Annotated in this window: 23 protein-coding genes; 13 read left to right on the top strand and 10 right to left on the bottom strand. The window is 61.3% G+C overall.

Features of this window, described 5'->3' with window-relative positions:
* Window positions 1–2: 2 nt before the first annotated feature.
* From GCM43_RS02815 to GCM43_RS02800, 4 genes are all read right to left on the bottom strand, one after another.
* Entirely contained in the window at window positions 3–2,012 is a 2,010-nt protein-coding gene (locus GCM43_RS02815; RefSeq protein WP_152241957.1) for an ATP-binding cassette domain-containing protein, read from the bottom strand.
* Window positions 2,013–2,099: 87 nt separating this feature from the next.
* A complete protein-coding gene (gene prmB, locus GCM43_RS02810) occupies window positions 2,100–2,990 on the bottom strand; it encodes a 50S ribosomal protein L3 N(5)-glutamine methyltransferase (protein WP_152241956.1) in 891 nt (296 codons plus the stop codon).
* Between the two features lie 53 nt (window positions 2,991–3,043).
* Window positions 3,044–4,180: a succinyl-diaminopimelate desuccinylase gene (gene dapE, locus GCM43_RS02805; protein ID WP_152241955.1), complete on the bottom strand. Its 1,137-nt coding sequence runs from the start codon at window positions 4,178–4,180 to the stop codon at window positions 3,044–3,046.
* 3 nt (window positions 4,181–4,183) lie between these two features.
* The gene (locus GCM43_RS02800; RefSeq protein ID WP_152241954.1) at window positions 4,184–4,537 is read right to left on the bottom strand and encodes an ArsC family reductase; all 354 of its coding nucleotides are present in this window, start codon (window positions 4,535–4,537) and stop codon (window positions 4,184–4,186) included.
* Window positions 4,538–4,796: 259 nt separating this feature from the next.
* On the opposite strand from GCM43_RS02800, the gene GCM43_RS02795 reads away from it, so the two are divergent.
* On the top strand, window positions 4,797–5,219 hold the full coding sequence (locus tag GCM43_RS02795) for a hypothetical protein (RefSeq protein WP_152241953.1): 423 nt from the start codon (window positions 4,797–4,799) through the stop codon (window positions 5,217–5,219).
* Window positions 5,220–5,442: 223 nt separating this feature from the next.
* On the opposite strand, the gene dapD is transcribed toward GCM43_RS02795, so the two are convergent.
* Both dapD and dapC read right to left on the bottom strand, forming a co-directional pair.
* Entirely contained in the window at window positions 5,443–6,270 is an 828-nt protein-coding gene (gene dapD, locus GCM43_RS02790) for a 2,3,4,5-tetrahydropyridine-2,6-dicarboxylate N-succinyltransferase (RefSeq protein WP_152241952.1), read from the bottom strand.
* A gap of 29 nt (window positions 6,271–6,299) precedes the next feature.
* Window positions 6,300–7,514 (bottom strand): succinyldiaminopimelate transaminase, encoded by a 1,215-nt coding sequence (dapC, locus tag GCM43_RS02785; protein ID WP_152241951.1) that lies wholly within the window; start codon window positions 7,512–7,514, stop codon window positions 6,300–6,302.
* Window positions 7,515–7,626: 112 nt separating this feature from the next.
* Here dapC and tsaB point away from each other — a divergent pair, with 112 nt between their 5' ends.
* From tsaB to GCM43_RS02765, 4 genes are read left to right on the top strand one after another with little or no spacing between them, the layout of a single operon-like run.
* On the top strand, window positions 7,627–8,349 hold the full coding sequence (gene tsaB, locus GCM43_RS02780; RefSeq protein WP_152241950.1) for a tRNA (adenosine(37)-N6)-threonylcarbamoyltransferase complex dimerization subunit type 1 TsaB: 723 nt from the start codon (window positions 7,627–7,629) through the stop codon (window positions 8,347–8,349).
* Window positions 8,346–8,834 carry a ribosomal protein S18-alanine N-acetyltransferase gene (rimI, locus tag GCM43_RS02775; RefSeq protein WP_152241949.1) on the top strand — a complete coding sequence of 163 codons (489 nt, stop codon included), beginning with the start codon at window positions 8,346–8,348 and terminating at the stop codon, window positions 8,832–8,834. Before tsaB ends, rimI begins: the two co-directional genes overlap by 4 nt.
* Window positions 8,831–9,697, top strand: coding sequence for a uracil-DNA glycosylase (locus GCM43_RS02770; RefSeq protein WP_152241948.1), 867 nt, complete (start codon window positions 8,831–8,833; stop codon window positions 9,695–9,697). The genes rimI and GCM43_RS02770 overlap by 4 nt, the downstream gene beginning before the upstream one ends.
* The gene (locus tag GCM43_RS02765) at window positions 9,690–10,607 is read left to right on the top strand and encodes a DUF1853 family protein (protein ID WP_152241947.1); all 918 of its coding nucleotides are present in this window, start codon (window positions 9,690–9,692) and stop codon (window positions 10,605–10,607) included. The genes GCM43_RS02770 and GCM43_RS02765 overlap by 8 nt, the downstream gene beginning before the upstream one ends.
* A gap of 107 nt (window positions 10,608–10,714) precedes the next feature.
* Here the strand turns inward: GCM43_RS02765 and lplT are convergent, their stop codons facing one another.
* The gene (gene lplT / locus GCM43_RS02760; protein ID WP_152241946.1) at window positions 10,715–11,977 is read right to left on the bottom strand and encodes a lysophospholipid transporter LplT; all 1,263 of its coding nucleotides are present in this window, start codon (window positions 11,975–11,977) and stop codon (window positions 10,715–10,717) included.
* Between the two features lie 245 nt (window positions 11,978–12,222).
* Here lplT and alr point away from each other — a divergent pair, with 245 nt between their 5' ends.
* The 4 genes from alr to fliD all read left to right on the top strand — a co-directional run bounded on the left by alr (window position 12,223) and on the right by fliD (window position 16,723).
* A complete protein-coding gene (gene alr, locus GCM43_RS02755) occupies window positions 12,223–13,314 on the top strand; it encodes an alanine racemase (protein ID WP_152241945.1) in 1,092 nt (363 codons plus the stop codon).
* Window positions 13,315–13,386: 72 nt separating this feature from the next.
* Window positions 13,387–14,763, top strand: a complete 1,377-nt coding sequence (gene radA, locus GCM43_RS02750) for a DNA repair protein RadA (protein ID WP_152241944.1) — start codon at window positions 13,387–13,389, stop codon at window positions 14,761–14,763.
* A gap of 128 nt (window positions 14,764–14,891) precedes the next feature.
* On the top strand, window positions 14,892–15,221 hold the full coding sequence (locus tag GCM43_RS02745) for a PilZ domain-containing protein (RefSeq protein WP_319636930.1): 330 nt from the start codon (window positions 14,892–14,894) through the stop codon (window positions 15,219–15,221).
* A gap of 128 nt (window positions 15,222–15,349) precedes the next feature.
* Complete coding sequence (fliD, locus tag GCM43_RS02740) at window positions 15,350–16,723, top strand: flagellar filament capping protein FliD (RefSeq protein WP_152241942.1); 1,374 nt, start codon at window positions 15,350–15,352, stop codon at window positions 16,721–16,723.
* Window positions 16,724–16,734: 11 nt separating this feature from the next.
* Here fliD and GCM43_RS02735 read toward each other — a convergent pair whose 3' ends face one another.
* On the bottom strand, window positions 16,735–17,535 hold the full coding sequence (locus tag GCM43_RS02735) for a helix-turn-helix transcriptional regulator (protein WP_193315510.1): 801 nt from the start codon (window positions 17,533–17,535) through the stop codon (window positions 16,735–16,737).
* A gap of 99 nt (window positions 17,536–17,634) precedes the next feature.
* On the opposite strand from GCM43_RS02735, the gene GCM43_RS02730 reads away from it, so the two are divergent.
* The gene (locus tag GCM43_RS02730) at window positions 17,635–18,846 is read left to right on the top strand and encodes an MFS transporter (protein ID WP_152241941.1); all 1,212 of its coding nucleotides are present in this window, start codon (window positions 17,635–17,637) and stop codon (window positions 18,844–18,846) included.
* Between the two features lie 38 nt (window positions 18,847–18,884).
* Complete coding sequence (gene rraA / locus GCM43_RS02725; protein WP_152241940.1) at window positions 18,885–19,379, top strand: ribonuclease E activity regulator RraA; 495 nt, start codon at window positions 18,885–18,887, stop codon at window positions 19,377–19,379.
* 12 nt (window positions 19,380–19,391) lie between these two features.
* Here the strand turns inward: rraA and GCM43_RS02720 are convergent, their stop codons facing one another.
* Entirely contained in the window at window positions 19,392–19,811 is a 420-nt protein-coding gene (locus GCM43_RS02720; protein ID WP_152241939.1) for a DUF4952 domain-containing protein, read from the bottom strand.
* Window positions 19,812–20,150: 339 nt separating this feature from the next.
* Between GCM43_RS02720 and GCM43_RS02715 the strand changes: the two genes are divergently transcribed.
* Complete coding sequence (locus tag GCM43_RS02715) at window positions 20,151–21,974, top strand: DUF4153 domain-containing protein (protein ID WP_152241938.1); 1,824 nt, start codon at window positions 20,151–20,153, stop codon at window positions 21,972–21,974.
* A gap of 3 nt (window positions 21,975–21,977) precedes the next feature.
* Here GCM43_RS02715 and motA read toward each other — a convergent pair whose 3' ends face one another.
* Window positions 21,978–22,841, bottom strand: coding sequence for a flagellar motor stator protein MotA (motA, locus tag GCM43_RS02710; RefSeq protein ID WP_152241937.1), 864 nt, complete (start codon window positions 22,839–22,841; stop codon window positions 21,978–21,980).
* A 129-nt stretch (window positions 22,842–22,970) separates the two neighbouring features.
* Here motA and GCM43_RS02705 point away from each other — a divergent pair, with 129 nt between their 5' ends.
* Window positions 22,971–24,041 (top strand): Lnb N-terminal periplasmic domain-containing protein, encoded by a 1,071-nt coding sequence (locus tag GCM43_RS02705; RefSeq protein WP_152241936.1) that lies wholly within the window; start codon window positions 22,971–22,973, stop codon window positions 24,039–24,041.
* The last annotated feature ends 36 nt before the right edge of the window (window positions 24,042–24,077 follow it).

Genomic DNA, 24,077 nt, shown 5'->3' with positions numbered 1-24,077 from the left:
AATCAGGCGCCGATCTTTTCCAGCTGGTCCTGCAGGTCCAGCCAGTCCGCTTCGAGCTGCGCCAGGTCCTTGGCGTAGAAGCTCTGGTCGGCCAGCAATTGCTTCAACTTGGCCTTGTTGGCCGCATCGTAGATCGACGGCTCGGCGAGCGCTGCATCGGCCAGCGCCTTTTGCTCGTTGCGCTTGGCAATCTGCTCTTCCTGGCGCTTGATCTTGTTTTCCAGCGGTTTACGCAGGGCAGCGGTGCGCTGGCGCTGTTCGGCGTCCAGACGCTTCTGCTCCTTCTTGTCGACCGCGGGCACGCTGGCCACGGCGGCCGGCTTGGCCACTGGTGAAGCGACCGGGAAGTCCGTCTTGTTGGCCTTGCCCGCAGCCGGCAGCACATCGGTGCCTTTGCCCAGCTTGGTCTGGAACAGCCAGTCCTTGTAGTCGTCCAGATCGCCATCGAACGGCTGCAGCTTGCCGTCGGCAACGATAATGAATTCGTCGGTGGTGGCGCGCAGCAAATGGCGATCATGCGATACCACCACCAGCGTGCCCTCGAACTGCGCCAGTGCCTCGGTCAGCGCTTCGCGCGTTTCCAGGTCCAGATGGTTGGTCGGTTCATCGAGCAGCAGCAAATTTGGCCGCTGCCAGACGATCAGTGCCAGAGCCAGACGGGCCTTTTCGCCACCCGAAAACGGCGCGATCGAGCTGGTGACCATGGTGCCGGGGAAGTTGAAGCCGCCCAGGAAGTTGCGCAGTTCCTGTTCGCGCACGGTCGGCGCAATCTTGGCCAGATGCCACAGCGGCGATTCGTCATGGCGCAGCATTTCCACCTGGTGCTGGGCAAAGTAACCGATATTGAGGCCCTTGCCCATGGTGGCGTCGCCGGTCAGGGGCGCCAGCTCACCGGCAATGGTCTTGATCAGGGTCGATTTGCCGGCGCCGTTCTGGCCCAGCAAGCCGATGCGCTGGCCGATCTGCAGCGAAAACTTGATGCCGTTGACGATGGTTTTCTGGCTGATCTCGCCGGTTTCCTCGTTTTCGATCTTGTAGCCGGCGTCGACGTCTTCCATCACCATCAGCGGGTTCGGCGCGCTCAACGGCTCGCGGAACTCGAACGAGAATTCGGCGGCAGCGCGCAGCGGCGCCAGCTCTTCCATCTTGGCCAGCGCCTTCATGCGGCTCTGTGCCTGGCGAGCCTTGGAGGCCTGGGCCTTGAAGCGGTTGACGAACGACTCCAGATGCGCGCGCTTGCGCTGCTGCTTTTCCAGCGCGCCGGCGGCCAGGATCATCTGCGCCGCACGCTGGCGCTCGAAGCTCGAGTAGTTGCCCGAATAGCGTTTGAGCTTGCGCTCGTCGATATGCACCACCACGTTGACGACTTCATCGAGGAAGTCGCGGTCATGGGAGATGATCAACAGGGTGCCGGCATAGCGCTTGAGCCAGTCTTCCAGCCAGATGATCGCATCCAGATCCAGATGGTTGGTCGGTTCATCGAGCAGCAGCAGGTCGGACGGGCACATCAGCGCCTGCGCCAGGTTCAGGCGCATGCGCCAGCCGCCCGAAAAGCTGGCCACCGGCTGCTGCATCTGGTCGAGCGTAAAGCCCAGGCCCAGCAGCAACTGCTCGCCGCGCGACTGCACGGTATAAGCGTCGGCATCGGCCAGCGCGCTGTAGATCTCGCCGATGGCAATCCCGTTTTCCGAAGTGGCCGGCTCGCTTTCCAGGCGCGCCAGTTCCGCTTCGAGCTTGCGCAGGGTGACGTCGCCATCGATGGCGTAGTCGAGCGCAGCACGGTCCAGCGGCGGGGTTTCCTGCGCCACGTAAGCCACGCGCCATTTGGCCGGGAAATCGATCTCGCCCTGGTCGGGATGCAGCTCGCCGCGCATCATCGCGAACAGACTCGATTTGCCGGCGCCGTTGGCGCCGATCAGGCCGATCTTGTCGCCCGGGTTAAGGGTGACGTCGACCTGTTCGAGCAACGGTTTGATGCCGCGCATCAGGCTTACTTGTATAAAACGTATCATTTTTTTCTTTGTGGTGTTACGTAGGTCGGATTAGTGGGGCAAAGCCCCGCGTAATCCGACAACATTGTTGACGTCATTGGTGCCTGATTAAACCAGCTTCAACTGCTCCGCCGTCAGCAGAAACACCATATCGTCGCCAGCGCTGGTAGTCAGCCAGGTCAGGCCCAGCTCGCCAAAGGCGGCTTCGGCAAATTCGCGCTCGTTGCCGATTTCAACCATCAAAATGCCATCGTCGGTCAGGCGCTCGGCGGCGCCGGCGATAATCTTGCGCACCAGGTCCATGCCGTCGCTGCCGCCGTCGAGCGCGATTTGCGGCTCGGCCAGGTATTCCTGCGGCAGCGCCTTCATCGAGGCCGAATTGACGTACGGCGGGTTGGTGACAATCATGTTGTACTTCTTGGCCGGCACGTTGGCGTACAGGTCGGACTGGATCAAATTGATGCGCGATTCAAGTTTGTAGGTGTCGACGTTGCGTTTGGCCACGGCCAGCGCGTCAGGCGAGATATCGACCGCGTCCACGGTGGCGCTCGGGAAGGCGTCGGCCATCATGATCGACAGGCAGCCTGAACCCGTGCACAGTTCGAGGATATTTTCCACCGCTTCCGGCTCTGCCACCCAAGGCGAAAAATATTCGGGAATCAGCTCGGCAATAAAGGAGCGCGGCACGATCACGCGCTCGTCGACGTAGAAATTGTAGGTGCCCAGCCAGGCTTCTTTGGTGATGTAGGCGGCCGGCACGCGGTCGATGCTGCGGCGGTCGATCACGGCCATCACGCTGGCCACTTCCGATGGCATCAGCTTGGCGTCGAGGAACGGTTCGAGCTTGTCCAGCGGCAGCTTCAAAGTGTGCAGGATCAGATAGGCGGCTTCGTCAAACGCCTCGGCGCTGCCGTGGCCGAAAAACAGCTTGGCGGTGTTGAAGCGGGTGGTGGCGTAGCGCAGCAGGTCGCGTGGCGTGGTAAACGGATTCGGTGTCATGGCGTTCTCGAAAAGACGGTGTTCTGGTCCGCATGGCGGACCTCGGTATTGATTCAGGCAGGCAGCAAATGCTCCAGCGTGCGCCGGTAAATGTTCTTCAGCGGATCGATATGGCGCAGTTCGATATGTTCGTCGATCTTGTGGATACTGGCATTGGGCGGCCCGAATTCTATCACCTGAGGGCAGATCTGCGCGATAAAGCGGCCATCCGAGGTGCCGCCGGTGGTCGACAGCTCAGTCGTGATACCGGTCTCCTCGATGATGGCGTCCGACAGCGCATCCGACAGGCTGCCGCGTGGCGTGAGGAACGCCTGGCCGCTCAGCGTCCATTGCAGATCGTATGGGAAATCGTATTGATCGAGAATCGCGTGCACGCGTGCGCGCAGGCCTTCATCGGTGCTGGCGGTGGAAAAACGGAAGTTGAAGTCGATCACCATCTCGCCCGGAATCACATTATTGGCGCCGGTGCCGGCGTTGATGTTCGACATCTGCCACGAGGTCGGCAGATAGTATTCATTGCCATCGTCCCAGCGTTCGGCCACCAGGTCCGCAATCGCCTGCGCGGCCAGGTGGATCGGGTTTTTTGCCAGCTGCGGGTAGGCGATATGACCCTGCACGCCCTTGACGGTGAGCCGGCCCGAGAGCGAGCCGCGACGGCCGTTCTTGATCATGTCGCCCAGTTCGGCGCTCGAGGTTGGTTCGCCCACCAGGCAGTAATCGATCTGCTCGCCGCGCGCTTTCAACTGTTCGCACACCACCACCGTGCCGTCGACAGCCGGGCCTTCTTCGTCGGAGGTGATCAGGAACGCGATCGAGCCGCTGTGATCGGGCGTGGCGGCAATGAATTCTTCGCACGCCACCACCATCGCGGCTATCGAGGTCTTCATGTCGGCCGCGCCACGGCCATACAGCTTGCCATCGCGGAGGGTCGGAATAAACGGCAGCGAGCGCCACTGCTCGACCGGGCCGGTCGGCACCACATCGGTATGGCCGGCAAACACGAACACGGGCGAGGTAGTGCCACGGCGTGCCCACAGATTGGTCACGCCGTTCGAGATAATGGTTTCGCAGACAAAGCCCAGTGGCGTGAGCAAATCGATCAGGTGCTGCTGGCAGCCCTTGTCGTCAGGCGTGATGGACGACAGCGAGATCAGTTTTTCGGTCAGGGCCAGCGTTCTGGAAGCGGTCATGATTCAGCCTGCGAAAAGAGTGGTGTACTGCGCATCGGAAAACGCCACGCTGAACCTGCCATCGACATCGAGCACCGGGCGCTTGATGATGGACGGGTTTTCCAGCATCAGCTCCAGCGCGCTGGCTGCATCGACAATGCCGGCCTTGCGCTCGTCGCTCAGGGCGCGCCAGGTCGTGCCCTTCTTGTTGACCAGCACATCCCAGGGCAGCTGCGTCAGCCAATGCTCGACCGTGGCGTGTTGCAGGCCCTGTTTCTTGAAGTCATGAAAGGTGAAGTCGTGCTGGTGGTCGCTGAGCCAGGTGCGGGCTTTTTTGACGGTATCGCAGTTGGGGATGCCGTAGAGGGTGATGGTCATGGTGTGGGAGGCGTGTCAGTAAGGCTTGAGCGGGGTGCTTGCATTCGCGGAAAGAAGCAGATTTACCCGGTATTATACTTCGGAGGGGCTTGCCGGTCGCTGTCTGCGGTAAGCAGGCAGCATCAAGGACGAGCTTGAAGCCATTGCGCTGTCGCTCAATACGTGTAACTGGACTTCAATAAGGCATAAAATTAATCAAATAATTCACATGGCATTAAATTTCCGTCCGGTAAATTGTAAATTTAATTAATGGTTATATATGAAACTTTACTGTACGACTGTGGTTATCCCTGAGTTCTCTGATGTGGCTGGAAAGATAGCTGTTTTAATAAAAAAGCGCATGAATGATGCGTACAAGGGGCAAGATTTCGGAGGAGGGCTTGATACATTTACGATATGTCTATATGTAACTTATTTTGAGGCATCGTCTACGCTGGAAGAGGCCAGGTTAAATCATGGCATAGAAATCTTTCAGGATTTCAGGACGAAAGAACTAATGAAGGGATTGGGCATTATTGTTGTGGTTGATCCGGATTTGGCTAGAAATATGACTGAAGAAGATTTCAAGAGTGATGTTTTTAATAAAATTGGCTACACATTTGATAATTTTGATATAAATACTCCCTCGGAATTTGATGTTGAAAGTTTTTCTTTTTTTGTAAAGTCCAGTCTTGTTAGCTGACAGTTGCCAGTCCAGCGTGCCGCTCAGCAGTCTGCCGCAGACAAGGTGTGCGTGCCGCAAGCAAGTTCAGTTGTGCCAGAAGAGAGGCTGGCGGCGCAATAGGGGGGAGGTGGCTCGTCAGCATCCGTTGCGCACGTTCGCACAGCCAGCGAGCATGGTATGCGTAATAAAAAATGTCCCGCATAAACGGGACATTTTTACTTCAGCGCTGCAGCCGGCCTGATCAAATACCGCGCAGCAGTTCGTTGATGCCGGTCTTGGCGCGGGTCTTGGCGTCCACGCGCTTGACGATCACGGCGCAGTACAGCGAGTACTTGCCGTCTTCCGAAGGCAGGTTGCCCGATACCACGACCGAGCCGGCCGGCACGCGGCCGTAGGTCACTTCGCCGGTGGCGCGGTCGTAGATCTTGGTCGACTGGCCGATATACACGCCCATCGAGATCACCGAGTTTTCTTCAACGATCACGCCTTCGACGATTTCCGAGCGGGCGCCGATAAAGCAGTTGTCTTCGATAATGGTCGGGTTGGCCTGCATCGGTTCGAGCACGCCGCCGATGCCGACGCCGCCGGACAGGTGGACGTTCTTGCCGATCTGGGCGCAGGAGCCGACGGTGGCCCAGGTATCAACCATCGCGCCTTCATCGACGTAGGCGCCGATATTGACGTACGACGGCATCAGCACCACATTCTTGGCGATAAACGAGCCGCGGCGGGCGACTGCCGGCGGCACCACGCGGAAGCCGCCTTTGGCGAAGTCTTCCGGCGTGTAGTTGGCAAACTTGGTCGGTACCTTGTCGTAGAACTGCATGGTGCCGTCGGACGGCATGACGACGTTGTTTTCCAGGCGGAACGACAGCAGCACGGCTTTCTTGACCCACTGGTTGACCACCCAGTCACCGCTGGTTTTTTCGGCAACGCGGATGCTGCCGTTGTCCAGGCCGTTGATCACGTGCGATACGGCGTCGCGCAGTTCGGCAGCGCCGTTGCCCGGATTGATCTCGGCGCGGTTTTCCCAGGCCTGGTCGATAATGTTTTGCAGTTGTTGGCTCATGATGAAGTCTTGTGTGGATTGAAATACGGTTATGCGGAAAGCTGCTGGCAGAATTTTACTATGCGCTGCGCTGCCTCGAGGCCTTCGGCCGTTTCGGCCACCAGCGCCATGCGGATGCGGTTGCGTCCCGGATTGATGCCGTGCGCGTCGCGCGCCAGATAGCTTCCTGGCAGGACGGTGACATTATATTCGGCGTACAGGCGCTGCGCGAACTCGGTGTCCGACAGGCCGGTGCGGCTGACGTCAGCCCACAGGTAAAAGCCGGCGTCGGGCAAGGCGACATCCATTACCGTCTGCAGCAGCGGGGTAATGGCGTCGAACTTGGCACGGTATTGGGCGCGATTGTCTTCGACATGGGTTTCGTCGTTCCAGGCCGCGACCGAGGCCGCCTGCACGGCAGGGCTCATGGCCCCGCCGTGGTAGGTGCGGTAAAGCAGGAATTTTTTCAGTACTTCGGCGTCGCCGGCCACAAAGCCCGAGCGCATGCCCGGCACGTTGGAGCGCTTGGACAGGCTGGAAAACACCACCAGGCGCGCATACGGGCGCTCGACGCTGGACAGGCCCAGCATATGGGCTGCCTGCATCGCGCCCAGCGGCGGCGTGTCTCCGTGGTAGATCTCGGAATAGCATTCGTCGGCGGCAATCACGAAGTCGTAGCGTTCGGACAGCGCAAACAGGTTTTCCCAGTCGGTCAAGGTGAGTACGGCGCCGGTCGGATTGCCGGGCGAGCACAGGAACAACAGCTTGACCTTTTCCCACACGGAAGCAGGTACGCTGTCGTAGTCGCAGCCGAAGTTGCGGACCGGATCGGAATTCACAAAATACGGCTCGGCGCCGGCCAGGTAGGCGGCGCCTTCATAGATCTGGTAGAACGGGTTCGGGCTGATCACCAGCGAACCGGCAGCCGGGTCGATCACGGTTTGCGCCAGCGCAAACAGCGCTTCGCGCGAACCATTGACCGGCAAAATCTGCGTGGCCGCGTCGAGCGCCGGAATCTGATAGCGGCGCTGCAGCCAGCCCGCGATCGCCTCGCGCAGCGCCGGCGTGCCGATGGTGGTCGGGTAGCTGGCCAGGCCGTTGATGTTGTCGATCAGCGCCTGCTCGATAAAGGCCGGCGTCGGGTGTTTCGGTTCGCCCATGCCCAGGCTGATCGGCTTGTAGGCAGCGTTGGCGCTCACGCCGGCAAACAGCTGACGCAGCTTTTCAAATGGATAGGGTTGCAGTTTTGACAGAAGTGGATTCACGGGCAGGCCAGGTCAGTTGGAGGGATGCGAGCCTGACATTATAGCTGCGCCGGCCACGGCGTAGTATCGGCTGCAGTTGGTGCATCGGCGGCGCCACAGGTTAAAATACGCCATGTCTACCATACTTGCTATTGAAACTTCTTCCGAACTGGCATCGTGCGCCCTGTTGCGTGGCGATGTCGTGTTGAGCCGTGCATCGTCGGGTGTGCGCACCCACTCCCAGGCCATCTTGCCGCTGGTGCAGGAACTGCTGGCCGAGGCCGGTATTGCGCTGGCCGATTGCGATGCAATTGCCTATGGCTCCGGCCCGGGCTCGTTTACCGGCGTGCGTACCGCCTGCGGCATCGCCCAGGGCCTGGCCTATGGCGCCGGTTTGCCGGTAGTACCGGTGGTGACGCTCGACGCCATGGCGCTCGCTTGCCAGCAACAGCATGGCGCACAGCGCGTGCTGACGGTGCTCGATGCGCGCATGGGCGAAGTGTATTGGGCGCAGTACGATCTTGCCGGTGCCATGCAGACAGTGTTGCCGCCGGTGCTCAGTGCGCCTGGTGCGGTGGCGCCGGAGGGCGACGTGGTCGCTTGCGGCAACGGCTTTGCCGCCTATGCCGACGAGCTGGCTGCCTTGCCCTGCATTGCCACGGCAGACGCCGCCATCATGCCGCACGCCATCCAGGTCGGCCAGTTGGCGCAGCGCGCCTTTGCTGCCGGCCAGACGGTGACGGCTGCCGAAGCCCAGCCGCTGTATCTGCGCAACAAGATTGCGTACACCAGCGCCGAGCGCGCCGTCATCAACGCCGCCAAGGCTGCCAAGGTGGTTGAGGGGGCAGGGCAATGACAGCCGACCTGGCGCGCCTGAGCCTGGCGCCGATGCGCGAGGCCGATCTGGACGAGGTGCTGGCGCTGGAGCTGCGCGTCTATCCGCATCCCTGGACGCTGGGCAACTTTGCCGATTCACTCAAAAGCAATTATCCGGCGCGCGTGCTGCGCGACAGCGACGGCACCTTGCTCGGTTACTTTGTGGTCATGCCGGTAGTCGATGAAGGCCATCTGCTCAATGTGGCCGTCGATGGCGCGCTGCAAGGGCAGGGCCTGGGCCGCCATCTGCTGGCACAGTGCTGCGCCTGCGCGCGCGAGCTCGGCATGGAGTCGATGCTGCTGGAAGTGCGCCCGACCAATCTGCGCGCGCTCGACCTGTACCAGCGCCATGGTTTCAAGCAGATCGGCCGGCGCAAGGGCTACTATCCTGCGAGCAATGGGCAGCGCGAGGACGCCATTGTGATGCGGTTCAGTCTGGAGCCTGGTCTGGGAACCCCATTATGAGCCGCAGCGCCGTGTTTCTCGATGAAATGGGCATCGGCCCGCTATGGCGCTTGCGCCAGGGCGCGGCGCCTGAGCTGCAGGAGGTGATCGAGGCAGCGCCTGAGCCCATCGTGCCTGTTGTGCAGGCCATGCCAGAGATTGCCAGGGTGGTTGAGGTTGCTGAAACAGTGCCGCCGCCAGCGGTGGTGGCGCCAGCCGCCGTGCCGCCTGCGCCGGTCGCTTTGCCTGTAGCGGAAGACACGGCCTGGTTTGACGACGCGCCCGCACCGCCGGCAGCCCAGCCGGTCACCGATGCCGAGATTGCCGCCATGGACTGGGACAGCCTGGCTGGCGCCGTGGCCAAGTGCACGCGCTGCGACTTGTGCAAGTCGCGCAAGGGCGTGGTGATGGGGCGCGGCAACCGTCAGGCCGACTGGCTGATGCTGGCCAGCAGCCCGTCGCGCCTTGAGGAGCGCGAACAGCGCGCCTTGCCGGGCGACCAGGGAAAACTGCTCGACAATATGCTCAAGGCCATCGACCTCGATACCGGGCGCGACACCTATGTCACGCATCTGCTCAAATGCCGGCCGCTCGATGAAGCCGGCCAGGAACGCTTGCCGACGCAAGCCGAATCGGCTGCCTGCCGGCCATATTTCGAGCGCGAACTGGCGCTGCTGCAGCCGCGCACCATTGTCACGCTCGGTTCGATGGCCGCGGCAGGCATGATGCCCACTGAAAAGCCGGTACGCGGCAAGGTGCGCCAGTTGGGGGCGATGTCGCTGATTGCGACCTTCCATCCTGAAGCACTGCTGCAGGACGACACCGGCCGGGCCAAGGCGCGTGCCTGGGCCGACTTGTGCCTGGCAAAAAGCACGCATGGCTGAGCAGAACTTCCAGCGCCGCTTTGAACAGCGCTGGAGCCATCTGACCGAGCCGCGCGTGCGCGCGCTGGCCTGGCTGCTCGATTCACCCAACCTGCTCGATGCAAATAGTCCCGCCTGGCAAGGGCGCATTGCCAGCCTGGGTGTCGTTACGCCGGCGGTAGCCGACTGGCTGGCAGGGCTGCAGCGCGATCCGGCGCCGTTTGATGCCGCCTTTGGCGACAAGGTGTACTCGCGTCTCGGCCTTTATGCTGAAAAGCTGCTGGCCTTTTATTTCGAGCAGCACGGACAATTATTTGCCCACGGCCTGCAGGTGCGCGCCAGCCGCAACGACACGGTGGGCGAGTTCGACTTCCTGCTGCGCCAGGGCGAGCACTTGCTGCACTGGGAACTGGCCACCAAATTCTATCTGCTCGACGGCGCGCCCGATGCCGCCTTGAATCATCTGATCGGCCCCAACCTGGCCGATGCGCTGGGCCTGAAGATGCGCAAGATCTTCGACAAGCAGCTGGCGCTGGCCAGCCATCCGGCTGCGCAGCCCTTGCTGCCGCAACCGGTGGAGGCTGCGCAGGCGCTGGTCAAGGGCTGGCTGTTTTATCCGCAAGGTGTGGTGCAAGCCATGACCGGCATCGCGCCCGCTCATGCGCATGGATTCTGGTGCACTGCCCGTCAATTGCCGGCGCGCGCCTATGTGCTGCTGCCGCGCCTGCAATGGCTGGCGCCGTACAAAGGACGTGATGAGCAAGTACTGGCTGCCGGCGAACTGGCGATGCCACTGGCGCAGCCTTATATGGTGGCCGAAGTCGAAACGGTCGACGGCTGGCAGGTCGAAGTGGCGCGCGGTTTCGTGGTGCCCGACGACTGGGCCGAGCGCGCCGGCGAGCGGAGGCAGGCGGGGATGCTGCCGGCGTAATCGCGTAATCCGACAACACCGCTGACGCCAACAATATTGTCGGATTACGGCCCGAAGGGCCTAATCCGACCTACGTGCCACGTCGGAAGCCCCGTCGGAAGCGGATCTTAATGCTTGTGCTCGCCAATCAGCGACAGGTTGTCATGCTCGGCCTGGTTCATTTTATGGCGGCGCATGATCAGGAACATGGTGCCGGCCACGAACAGCCCGAACAGGGTAATGATGATATTGAGCGGCAGGTGCAGGCGGATCATCACCGAATAGACGGCCAGCATGGTCAGGATCGACAGGTTTTCATTGAAGTTCTGTACCGCAATCGAATGGCCTGCGCTCATCAGTACGTGACCGCGGTGCTGCAGCAGGGCGTTCATCGGCACCACGAAAAAGCCGGACAGGGCACCGATCAGCACCAGCAGCGGATAGGCAACCCAGACAGAGTGCACTTGCGTCATCATCATCACGATAATACCCATGATGATGCCCAGTGGAATGACGGTCAGCGATTTGCGCAGCGGAATAAAGCGTGCCGACGCTACCGCGCCGAGCGCTACACCGATGGCTACCACGCCCACCAGGCTGGTCGCTTTGTCGAATGGCATATGCAGTGATTGCTTGGCCCACTCCAGCACGATCAGCTGCAAGGTGGCGCCGGCGCCCCAGAACAGGGTAGTCACGCCCAGGGTGATCTGGCCCAGCTTGTCTTTCCAGAGTATCGAGTAGCAGTTCGCAAAGTCGGCGATCAGTTTGATAGGATTGCGTTCCTGATGCGGGTAGACGCAGCCGGTATCGGGAATCTTGAGGTTGGCCAGTGCGGCGATCACATAGATACCTACTACCACGCATAGCGCCGCTTCCGACTTGGAAGTAATGCCGGTGTCGATCAGCGGGATGTCAATTGACAGCAGCATGTCCGACACATGGCCGCTGACCAGCGCACCGCCCATCACCGTACCGAGGATAATCGAGCTGACGGTTAGTCCTTCGATCCAGCCATTGGCTGCCACCAGTTTCTCGGGGGGCAAAAGTTCGGTCAGGATGCCGTACTTGGCTGGCGAGTACACGGCCGCGCCAAAACCGACCACGGCATAGGCCAGCAGCGGATGAACATGGAAGAAAACCAGGGCACAGCCGAAGATTTTAACGGTGTTGGCAATGAACATGACCTTGCCCTTTGGCAAGGAATCGGCGAAAGCGCCAACAAAAGCTGCCAACAGCACGTAAAAGAGGACAAATGAGAGTTTTAGCAGCGGGGTAATCCACGCTGGGGACTTCATGGACACCAATAAATCAACGGCGACAAAAAAAAGGGCGTTATCGGCCAGCGACGAAAAGAACTGCGCTGCCATGATGGTATAAAAACCACGATTCATTCTGGATTGCCTGAAATCATATCTGGCTTGCTTTATACCACGAAAAAACGACTATCCCCAAGTTTGCCAGCCTATGTTGCCCCCGAGTTGGCTCAAGCATTATCTAAGCGTCATTTAATTGATTTGAAGTAAGAAAATACACACGTTGATGTACATTTTATAAATAGTAAAACTTGGCGGGCACCTTCAGTACCGCCTGTTGCATCCGGTAAAATGCAGCTTTGCCACTTGCCCTGAGTCTGTGTATGCCGCGGCCCCTGTTTGCCCATATTCATATCGATGCCATGCAACATAATCTGGCGCGCGCCCGCGAATGCGCGCGCGGCGCCAGGGTCTGGGCGGTGGTCAAGGCCGATGCCTACGGACATGGACTGGCGCGCGCCGTGCGCGGTTTCGCCGACGCCGACGGGCTGGCGCTGGTGGAGTTTGATTATGCACTGCGCCTGCGCGAATTGGGCTGGACCCGGCCGATCCTGATGCTCGAGGGTTTTTTCGACGCCAGCGACCTGCAGTTGATGGCGCGCCACGGCCTGCAAGGCAGCGTGCACAGCGAAGAACAGCTTGCCATGCTGGCGGCGGCGCAACTAACGGCGCCCATCGATGTGCATCTGAAAATGAATACCGGCATGAACCGGCTCGGTTTTACGCCCGATACCATCGCCCATGCTTACGCCCGCCTGCGCGCCATGCCGCAGGTGGCCAGCATTACCCTGATGACTCATTTTGCCAATGCCGACGAGCTGGCACCGGCACGCCTGCCACTGGCGCAGCAGCTGCAACGCTTTGAAGCCGGTGCGGCCAGTATCAATCAGCGCCTGCCGCGCAGCCTGTCCAACTCTGCCGCCCTGCTGATGCACGAGATCGACAGCGACTGGGTGCGCCCGGGCGTGATGCTGTATGGTGGCACGCCGGCCGGCAGCGCGCATGGCGTGCCGGCGGGCGAGTTTGGCCTGCTGCCCACCATGACCCTGCGCAGCCAACTGATCGCCGTGCAGCAGATCGAAGCCGGTGAGCTGGTCGGTTACGGCAGTTGCTTCGAGGCCGGCGCACGCATGCGCATCGGCGTGGTGGCTTGCGGCTATGCCGATGGTTATCCGCGCCATGCACCGCACGGTACGCCGGTGCTGGTCGATGGTGTGCGCACGGGGCTGGTGGGACGCGTGTCGATGGATATGCTGATGGTCGACCTCAGTCATGCGCCCGATGCCGGCGTGGGCAGTGAAGTCACGCTGTGGGGGCAGGGCTTGCCGATCGATGAGGTGGCGCTGGCGGCCGGCACCATCGGCTACGAGCTGATGTGTGCGCTGGCGCCGCGCGTGCCGGTCAGCGATGCGTGACGGTCGCACGGTAGATGGTCTATACTGTATAAATACACAGTAACGCAGTAACTTTCCGGAACTCCGCATACCATGGCAAAAAACAAGACCACCTATACCTGCAGCGACTGCGGCGCGATCAGCAATAAATGGACCGGCCAGTGCAGCTCCTGCAATCAGTGGAACACGCTGGTCGAGACGGTGGCTGAAACGGCGGGCAATAACCGTTATTCCAATCCGCAACATATGTCGCTGGCGCAGACGGCACCCGTGCTCTCGCTTGACGATATCGACGCCATCGACGTGCCGCGCTTCGGCACCGGCATCGAGGAATTTGATCGCGTGCTGGGCGGCGGCATGGTCTCGGGCGGGGTGGTGCTGATCGGCGGCGACCCTGGTATCGGCAAGTCGACGCTGCTGCTGCAGGCGCTGGCCAATATGTCGCACCACAAGCGCGTGCTGTATGTCAGCGGCGAGGAGTCGGGCGCGCAGATTGCGCTGCGCGCCAAGCGGCTGGTGATCGACGCCAAGGAGCTCAAGTTGCAGGCCGAGATCCAGCTGGAAAAAATCCTCGCCACGCTGGCTGACCTGAAACCGGAAGTGGTGGTGATCGATTCGATCCAGACCGTCTATTCCGATGCGCTCAGCTCGGCCCCCGGTTCGGTGGCGCAGGTGCGCGAGTGCGCGGCGCAACTGACGCGCGCGGCCAAGACCAGTGGTGTGACGATTATCCTGGTCGGCCACGTGACCAAGGAAGGCGCGCTGGCCGGTCCGCGCGTGCTCGAGCATATCGTCGATACGGTGCTGTATTTTGAAGGGGACGCCCATTCGAGTTTCCGCCTGGTGCGCGCCATCAAGAACCGTTTTGGCGCGGTCAATGAACTGGGCGTGTTTGCCATGACCGAAAAAGGCCTGAAGGGGGTGTCGAACCCGTCGGCATTGTTCCTGTCGCAGCACGATAACCAGGTGCCCGGCTCGTGCGTGATGGTCACGCAGGAGGGCACGCGCCCGCTGCTGGTGGAAATCCAGGCGCTGGTCGATACCAGCCATTTGCCCAATGCGCGCCGGCTGTCGGTGGGGCTGGAGCAGAACCGGCTGGCCATGCTGCTGGCGGTGGCCCATCGCCATGCCGGTATTGCTGCGTTTGACCAGGATGTATTTATCAATGCGGTGGGCGGCGTGAAAATTACCGAACCGGCGGCCGACCTGGCGGTTTTGCTGGCAATTAACTCCTCGATGCGCAACAAGCCCTTGCCGCGCGGCCTGGTGGTATTTGGTGAAGTGGGGCTGGCAGGTGAAATTCGTCCGGCGCCGCGTGGCCAGGAACGGCTGCGCGAGGCGGCCAAGCTCGGTTTTACGCTGGCGATGATCCCCAAATCGAATCTGCCCAAGCAGGCCATCGAAGGCATCAAGGTGATTGCCGTCGAGCGCATCGACGAGGCATTCAACAAGCTGCGCGATCACGAGTGAGCAGTTTGATAATCGAAATACCAATTTTGCGTTTGATCAAACTTAATCGCCATTTCCAACTATAATATTTGCCCTATGCCCTCCGGCATGGCGCACATGTTTGTGCGATAACGTGAATTGATAGCGAAGTGAATACTGTGTCAGCAGAGCAAAGGCAAGGCGCCCGCAAGATTTTGCGCAGCAGGGCGATGTTGGTAATGGACGGTGCGGAACCGGTGGCGGCGCGCACACTCGATGTCGGGCCGGGCGGCATGTCGGCCGTGGTGGCCGAGCCGGTACCGGCAGGCAAGCAGGGCAAGGTGCTGTTTGAATTGTTTTATGAAGGCAGTGCGCATATTATTGAAGCACGTACCGCTGTATCGCATTGCATATTCAGCAGCGCCGGCTTCAAGGTGGGCCTGACTTTCATGAAGCTCGATATGGCCGTTTCCAGCGCCATCTCCAAATTCATGCGCTAAACTGGTGCATAGCGGGGTGGAGCAGGGCAAAAATTGTTCTGTTCGTCGTTTTGATATTTGAATAATGCTGCATAATGAGCAATTCAGGGCGGCTGTCGCGCCTTTGCTTACCGAACAGGACTGCAACCATGTTTAATTCGACCATTACCAGCAAGGCCTACAGCAATCCCCTGACGACGACGGCGCCGTCAGCCGAGGTGTACGCCAAGGTCGAGCAGCAGATGAAATCGCAGAACACCGGCGTGGTCAAGCTCAATACCAGCCTGGCGCGCGACCAGACCAAGCTGTCCGGCCTCGGGCAGCTGCAATCGGCGCTGGCCAAGTTCCAGGCGGTGGCCGCCAATATGTCCGGCAGCGGCGTCAATACCGCCGCCACCTCCAGCACCAAGGGCGTGCTGACGGCCACCACCAATGACAAGGCCGCCAGCGGCACCCACGCCATCGACGTCAAGCAACTGGCGCAGGGCCAGACGCTGGCCACCGCACCGCAAAAAAGCAGCAGCACCGTGATCGGCACGGGCGCCGTGGCGCAAATCAGGATCGAACTTGGCAGCGTCGATGGCAAACAGTTTTCCGCCGGCGGCGGCAAAGCCATCACGCTCACCATCGACAGCAGCAACAACACGCTCGACGGCATTGCCGCGGCGCTGAAAAAGGCCGGTGTCGACGCCAGCGTGGTCAAGGGCGACGACGGCTATACGCTGGCGATCAACGGCCAGAGCGGCGCCGACAACAGCATGCGCATCAGCGTGGCGGGCGACGCCGCCATCGGCAACCTGCTCAGCTACAGCCCGTCGGCCAGCAAGGGCATGACGCAGACGCAGGCGGCGCAGGATGCGCTGCTGACAGTCGATGGCAAGGACGTGATCAGCGCCAGCAACAAGCTTGACAAAACCATCGAAGGGGTGAGCTTCGAGCTGAAAGCCAAGGGCAGCACGGACCTGGTGGTGGCCAAGGACAGCAGCCAGATCGCCAGCAATGTGGCCAGTTTCGTCACCGCCTACAACGAACTGAACAGCAAACTGCAAACGCTGCAGAAAGGCGATCTGAAGTCCGACACCGCCCTGAGCCAGGTCAGCGGCCAGATGGCGCAGGTGCTGCGCACAGCCAGCAACGGCGTACCGGCTTCGGTATTGAGCAGCGCAGGCGTGACGCTGGGGCGTAGCGGTGAGCTGGTGCTCGACGAGAAAAAGCTCAAGTCGGCCATCGAAGCCGATCCGGATGCGGTCAGCAAGCTGTTTTCCAATGACGGCAAGGGTGTGGCCGACCAGTTCAACGCCAAAATCACCACCTTGACCAGTGATTCCAGCCTGATCCGCAAGGAAGTGCAATCGGTGGGTAAGGAAATTACCACGCTCAACAACAAGAAGACCGAGCTGGCCAAGGTGTTGACCAAGCAGGCCGAAGCGCTGGTCAAGCTGTATTCGGCGCAGGAGCAGGGCACCAATTCAGCCCTGCCAGGCTATACCGGCAAAAACTCGCTGTTCGACTTTATGGCGTAAGGCGGCCAGTCTTAATTGCTGGCATTCCGGGAAAAAAATGCCGATGGCGAACTGCCAAAGGTTTTCCTGAACATCGCTGAAAAAGCCGACTGGCTGGCGTAGCCCAGCTCTTCGGCCACCTGCGACAGCGCCACGCCGCGCGCAATCATCGGCGCCGCATGCGCCAGGCGCACCTGCTGGCGCCACTGGCCAAAGCTCATTCCCAGTTCCCGCTCGAACAGGCGCGCCAGCGTGCGCTCGGACGCACCGGCCATTTGCGCCCATTCTTCCAGAGTCAGCTTGCTGCCCGGCGTATCGATCAGGCGGGCGCACAGGCTGGCCAGGCGCTTGTCGGTCGGCATCGGCACGTGGATGGGGCGCGTGCTGGCGCGCGACAGTTCATCGAGGATCAGCTCGGCCAGCAAGGCCTTGCGCGCCATTTCCTGGCCCGGGTCGAGCTGTTCCAGCGCCATGCTCAGCTGGCGCAGCAGGTTCGATACTTCCAGCACGCGGCAATCGTTGCCGGCAAACGGTGCGCGCGCCGGATGGATGCACAGCGGGCGCAAGCGGGTTTTTTCCAGGATTGCCACCGCGTGCTCGACCTGCGGCGGTATCCAGATGGCGCGCATGGGCGGCAGGATCCAGCTGCTGTTGTGGGCGCTGATGCGCAGCACGCCGTCCAGCGACAGCGCAATCTGGCCCCAGTCATGGCTGTGCGGCAGCAGGAATTCATCGGGTTGCAGGTCGCGCGCCACCATGGTGACGGGGATGGCCTCGCTGGGCAGTTCGCGTGGCGGACACATGCGTGTGTGATGCAGGATGGGGACGGCCATCAGCTTGGCAGGAACGCGACAAAAATTGGCATTTTAGTGGAAAAAGGGCAATAGTATTTTGTTTACACTCAATCATTATCATAATCAGCAGGGGATGACATGGCAACAACAACTTTGCGCAGCGACGCGCGCGTGATTGGCCTGGTCGGCCTGGCGCATGGCGTCTCGCATTTTTATCATCTGATCCTGGCGTCGCTGTTTGTCTGGCTCAAGCCTGCTTTTGATCTGTCGTATGCCGAGCTGGGCCTGCTGATGACGGTGTTTTTCATTATCTCCGGCGTGGGGCAGGCGCTGGCCGGTTTCGTGGTCGACCGTTTTGGCGCGCGCGCGGTGCTGTTTTCCGGCGTGTTCCTGCTGGGCGCGTCGGCGCTGGTGCTGGCGCAGGCGTACAGCTATACGGCGCTGATGCTGGGCGCCATGCTGGCCGGCACCGGCAACAGCGTATTTCATCCGGCCGACTACACCATCCTCAATCAGCGCGTCTCGCCCGCCCGGGTGGCCTACGGCTTTTCCATGCACGGCATCAGTGGCAATATCGGCTGGGCCCTGTCACCGCTGTTCATGACCTGGGTGGCCACGCATTATGATTGGCGCATCGCCTTGCAAAGTGCGGCCGTACTGCCATTTGGCGTGCTGCTGATCCTGGTGCTGAACCGCCATGCGATCCGGCCTGAATTCAAGCCGGCCACGGCAACGCCAGGCGCCGATGGTGAGAGCACGCTGTCGTTCCTGCGCCTGCCGGCGGTCTGGATGTGCTTTGCATTTTTCCTCATTACCGCCATTGCACTGGGCGGTATCCAGAGCTTTGCCAGCGTGGCGCTGGTCAAGCTGTACGGCATGAGCCTGGCGCTGGCTACCAGTGCATATACTGCCTATATGCTGGCCTCGGCGGTGGGCATGGCCTTTGGCGGTGTGGTTGGCGCGAAAAGCAGCCAGCCTGACCGCAATGTGGCGATCGCCTTTGGTGCCGCTGCGCTGCTGGCAGTGCTGCTGGGACTGGCGCTGGTGCCGGCCTGGGGTGCAGTGGTGCTGATGGGCGCCATCGGCCTGACGTCGGGCGTGGCCGGTCCTTCGCGCGACCTGATGATACGGGCGGCGGCGCCGAAGAACGCCACCGGGCGCGTGTACGGCGTAGTGTATTCGGGGCTCGACAGCGGCCTGGCCATCGGCCCGCTGTTCTTTGGCGCGCTGATGGACGGCGACCATCCTGCGCTGCTGTTCGTGTTTATCGGCGTGTTCCAGGCACTGGCCATCGTCACAGCGGTGGGCGTGGGCGGAAAAACGCGGGCGGGAGCGCTGCAAAAGGCATAGAATGTGCTCCGGGATTCTGATATTTTTTCGGAGAAAACATGACCTTTGCCACCACCGATCTGTGCGATGACTACGCTGCCATGCTCGATGAAGGCACGCTGGCGGTGTTGTCGCCGGTCTACCGCTCCTATGGCCAGAAAGCGCGCTTTTGCGGCCCTGCTATCACCTTGCAAGTATACGAAGACAATGCACTGGTGCGCAGCACACTGGAAACGCCGGGCCAGGGCCGCGTGCTGGTGGTCGACGGCGGCGCCAGCCTGCGCCGTGCGCTCGTTGGCGGCCAGCTGGCCATGCTGGCGCAAAACAACGGCTGGGCCGGCATGGTGATTCACGGCTGCATCCGCGACAGCGAGGAAATCAATGTCTGCCAGATCGGCGTGCGCGCGCTGGCCACCCACCCACGTAAAAGCGGCAAGACCGGCGCCGGCAAGGTTGACGTACCGGTGCATATTGCCGATGTGACGGTGTTGCCGGGCGACTGGATCTATGCCGACGCCGACGGCGTGCTGGTAGCGCGCCAGGAGCTGGACTAGCCAGCCAGCAGTTCAGGGATCATGCGCATAAGCATGAACGCTGATATAAAAGCGGTCGATGGCCGGCCAGTCCTGGCGCTGGCGCACCGGTGTTTCTTCGGTCGCCATGACCATCACATACTGGAAGCCGGTATGCCTGTCGCGCCACGAATGCCGTGAGCTGTCCCAGGCGCAGCAATAGCGCTTGAGCGCAGGCAGGCCATACGCGCGGTGCAAATAGGTTTCGGCCTGCCGCGCGTGCTTGCCCGCCACTTCATAGCGGGCAAGGTACGGCTGGTCCTGGCGATCATGCTGCTGCTCGCACCCCTTGTAGAGCAGATAGGCCGGTTTCCTGCCCTGTTCGCCGAGAAAGTCGCCACAGCGCAGCTGTGCTGGCGGCTGTGCCTGGCCGGCGGCGGCCAGCAGTATCGCCATCACCATCGTTACCGCCATGATGCGGCCTGCGATCGATAGTCGCGGCACCCATCGCCGGCACGCAACAGGGCGCGTTGCTGATCAAAGCACAAGAAATTGTGCGACAGGCCCATGGCGCCTGCCAGGTCACCGGTTTGCATGAGCGTCCATTGAAAGATGCTGGGGCCTGCAGTGTACTGCACGCGCAAGCGTGGGCTGTTTTCGTTATGGATGGCATGCGCCGGCGCTAACGGGCCCACCGGTACTGTGGTAACTCGCGGCACCAAGTCTGCCCGTGCGCGTGCCTTGGTTGAAGCGACCTTGATGAGATGCAATAATGCACGCTGTATGATGACAGAACGACTCTAAAAGGACTTTATGCAAGCTGCCACTGGACAAGATACGGTATTGCTCGATCCCGTGGTAGCACCGCGCATCGCGGTGACCCGGCTGCTGGCCGGCGTGCTGCAAGGCGTGCTGCTGTTCTGGCTGTACAGCGCCGCGCAGAACAAGGCGTGGCCCGCCACCGTGCCATCGCTGCTGGCGCCGCTGATGCTGTGCTGCATGCTGCTGCCGGTGCTGCTGGTATCGAGCCTCGGGCATATGTCGATCAAGCGCATCGCCTTGTGGATGCTGGGCGCCGGCACGGTATTGACGCTGCTGGCGCTGCACGATGTGGCGCGCGGCGCCGAGCACGTTATCTGGGGCAACTACAAGCCCGGTGCACCGCTGCGTGTGATTTCCGCGCAGCTGTTCGGCTTTTGCGTGGTGGGCCTGTACGTGGCCCATGCGCTGGTGCTGGCCAGCGCGCAGGACCAGTTGCGCGTGGCGCGCTATCCGACCTACTTTGAAATTGCCTGGAAGCTCGGCATCCAGCTGCTGTTTTCGCTGCTGTTCGTGGCCGTGCTGTGCCTGGTGTTCTGGCTGGGTGGACAGCTGTTCTTGCTGATCAGGCTGGCATTCCTTAAAAATTTGCTGGCGCAGCCCTGGTTCGTGATTCCCGTGCTGTGCTTTGCGTTTTCGTTTGCCATGCATATTACCGATGTACGGCCATCGATCGTACGCGGCATCCGCACGCTGCTGCTGGTCTTGCTGTCGTGGCTGCTGCCGATTGCCGCCGTGCTGGTGGCCAGTTTCCTGCTGACCTTGCCGTTTATCGGTTTCGAGCGGCTGTGGGCCACGCGCCATGCCGCCTCGGTGCTGCTGGGCATGGCCGGCGTGCTGGTGGTGCTGATCAATGCGGCGTTCCAGAATGGCGAAGTGGGCATGGGCGTGGCGCGCGGCGTGCGCCTGGGCACGCGCCTGGCGTGTTTGCTGCTGCCGTGGCTGGTCGGCATTGCCATCTATGCGCTGACCTTGCGCGTGATGTCGCATGGCTGGAGCGCCGAGCGCCTGGTCGCTTGCGCCTGCCTGCTGATTGCCGCCTGCTATGCGGTCGGCTATGCGTGGGCGGCCAGTAAATACGGCAACTGGCTGCACCTGATTGCCAACGTCAATGTGGCCACCGCTTTTGTCGGCCTGGCTGTGCTGTGCGCGCTGTTTACGCCGCTGGCCGATCCGGCGCGCCTGTCGGTGGCCAGCCAGATGGCGCGCCTGGAAAGCGGCAAGGTGGGCGCCGACCGTTTCGATTTCGAGTATCTGCGTTTCGAAGGTGCCAAGTATGGACAGGCGGCGCTGGAAGAACTCAAGGCCCGCCGCACCGGCCCTGAAGCGGCCATTATCCAGGCGCGTGCGCAGGCCATGCTGCTGCGTGAAAACCGCCTGGACGAAACCGGCGCCCTGAGCGACATCAGCATCAACCTGACCGTGCGCCCGGACGGCGCGCGCCTGCCCGAGAGCTTTTTGAGCCAGGACTGGAGCCAGGTAACGCCGGGCTGGCGCTTGCCGGCCTGCCTGAAGCGGGCAGGGCAGCAGTGCGATGCTTATCTGCTCGACTTCGACGGTGATGGCAAGGATGAGGTGCTGCTGATCAGCAATGATCCGCGTGCGGTGTCGGTGCTGCTGGCGGAAAAAGAAGGCGGCGGCTGGTATGCGCGCGGCCAGGTGCCGGCCAATATCCTGCGCTGCAAGCCGCTGCGCGAGAAGCTGCAGGCCGGCCAGTTCCAGCTGGTGCCGCCGCAGGTGCGCGAGCTGGAAGTCGATGGCCTGCGCGTGCCGATGAGCCTGTACAACCCGGAAGAGCCTGATTGCCCCGAGCAATAGAGCCTAGTTGCGTGTCCTCACGCCGCGCACATGGTTCTCCAGTTCGCTGAACGACGGCCGTTCGGTGGCGGAAATGACTTTGCGGCCAAATTCCACTGCCAGCGCCGGCGCGTAGCCGTTCAGGCTGGCCAGCAGCGTGACCTTCACGCACTGGTACATCTTGGCCGTTTCATGGTGCTTGCGGCGCAGCAGGCTGGCCAGTGGCGAAATAAAGCCGTAGGCCAGCAGGATGCCGATAAAGGTGCCCACCAGTGCCTGCGCAATCAGCACGCCCAGCTCGGCCGGCGGCAGGCCGACCGAGGCCATGGTATGCACCACCCCCATCACCGCGGCCACGATGCCGAAGGCCGGCATGGCGTCGGCCAGCTGTGAAATGGTCTGGATCGGCATCTCGGCGTCTTCATGATGGGTCTCGATTTCATTGTCCATCAGGTTTTCGATCTGGTAGGCGTCCATATTGCCCGACACCATCAGGCGCAGATAATCGGTAATGAATTCAAGGATATGCTCGTCGCCCAGCGTGTACGGATACTTGACAAACAGCGCGCTGCGGTAGGGATCGTCGATATCGTCTTCGACCGACATCAGGCCTTCCTTGCGGATCTTGCTCAGCACTTCATACATCAGGCCCATCAGTTCCATATAGCGCGCCTTGGTGTATTGCGCCGTATGGAACAGGGTGGGGATGGCGGCCAGCGTGGCGCGGATGGCCTTGGCGTCGTTGCCGACGATAAAAGTCCCGACCGCCGCACCGCCGATCATCAATAGCTCCAGCGGCTGGAACAGCGCCGCCAGATGGCCGCCCTGCAAGGCAAAGCCGCCAAAGACGGAAAACAGCACGACAATAAAACCAAGTATGACCAGCACTGGGTACTCCCTGTAAATTGCTATAACGCAATATTGTAGTGTACCGCGATTCGGTTCCCGGATAAACGTGCATGGCGACAGTTGGCGCACAATTGATCAGTTCACTCAACAAAACTTTATAATGGCCACATGACATTCTTATCACACCGTACTGTTTCCATTCTTGGCGTGCTGGGCAAGCTGGCCGCCTCCCTGATAATCGTTCTGAGCGCAGCCTGGGGCGCGCTGGCGCTGTGGTATCACCTGCACGGTGGCGCGGCGGCGCAGACCATCGGCGCGCTGCTGTGGGCCGCGCTGGGTATCGGCAGCGTGGCGCTATGGTGGCTGCGCGGCAGTGCGCGCGCCTTGCTGCCGTATGGCGTGGGCTTCGTGCTGATGCTGGTGTGGTGGAGCCTGATTGCACCCTCGCAGGACCGCAGCTGGGCCGACGATGTGGCCAGGAATGTGACGGGCAGCGTCAAGGGCAGCGTGGTCACGCTCGACAACGTGCGCAATTTCGACTGGCGCAGCGATGACGACTACACCGTCAAGTGGGAGCAGCGCAGCTATGACCTCGACGAGCTGCGCACGGTCGATACCGCGCTGTCGTACTGGACCGGCCCCCTGATCGCCCACACCCTGGTGTCGTTTGGCTTTGCCGACGGCCGCTTCCTGACGTTTTCCATCGAGATCCGCAAGGAAAAGGGCGAGAGCTTTTCCGCCATTGGCGGCTTTTTCAAGCATTTCGAGACCAGCCTGATTGCCGCCGACGAGCGCGATATACTGCGCGTGCGCACCAATGCGCGCGGCGAAGACATGCATCTGTACCGCGTGCTGATGCCGCGTGCAGCGATGCGCTCGCTGTTTATGGCCTACCTCGACGAAGCCGACGCCCTGAAGCGCAAGCCGCAGTTTTACAATACGCTGACGGCCAACTGCACCACCATCGTGTTCGAGATGGCGCGCCGCATCGTGCCCGGCCTGCCGCTCGATTACCGGCTGCTCGCCTCTGGCTATCTGGACCGCTATCTGTTCGATGTCGGCGCGCTGGTGCCGGGCCTGACCTTCGCTCAGCTGCGCGACGGCGGCCATATTACGGCGCGGGCGCGCGAAGCGAACGACGATGCCGACTTTTCGCATGCGATCCGGCGCAATATGCCGGGCTACGATGAAGACGGCCGTGCTGTGCGGCAGATGCCGAAGCAGGCACCGAGGCGCTAGGCGCTCTGGGCGCCAGGCAGTATTGCTATACTGGCG

This window comes from Janthinobacterium aquaticum (assembly GCF_009208565.1).
In the GTDB taxonomy this organism is placed as follows: domain Bacteria; phylum Pseudomonadota; class Gammaproteobacteria; order Burkholderiales; family Burkholderiaceae_D; genus Janthinobacterium.
Note: the sequence above shows the minus strand (reverse complement) of the source record. Positions and strands in the feature narration are given on the sequence as shown.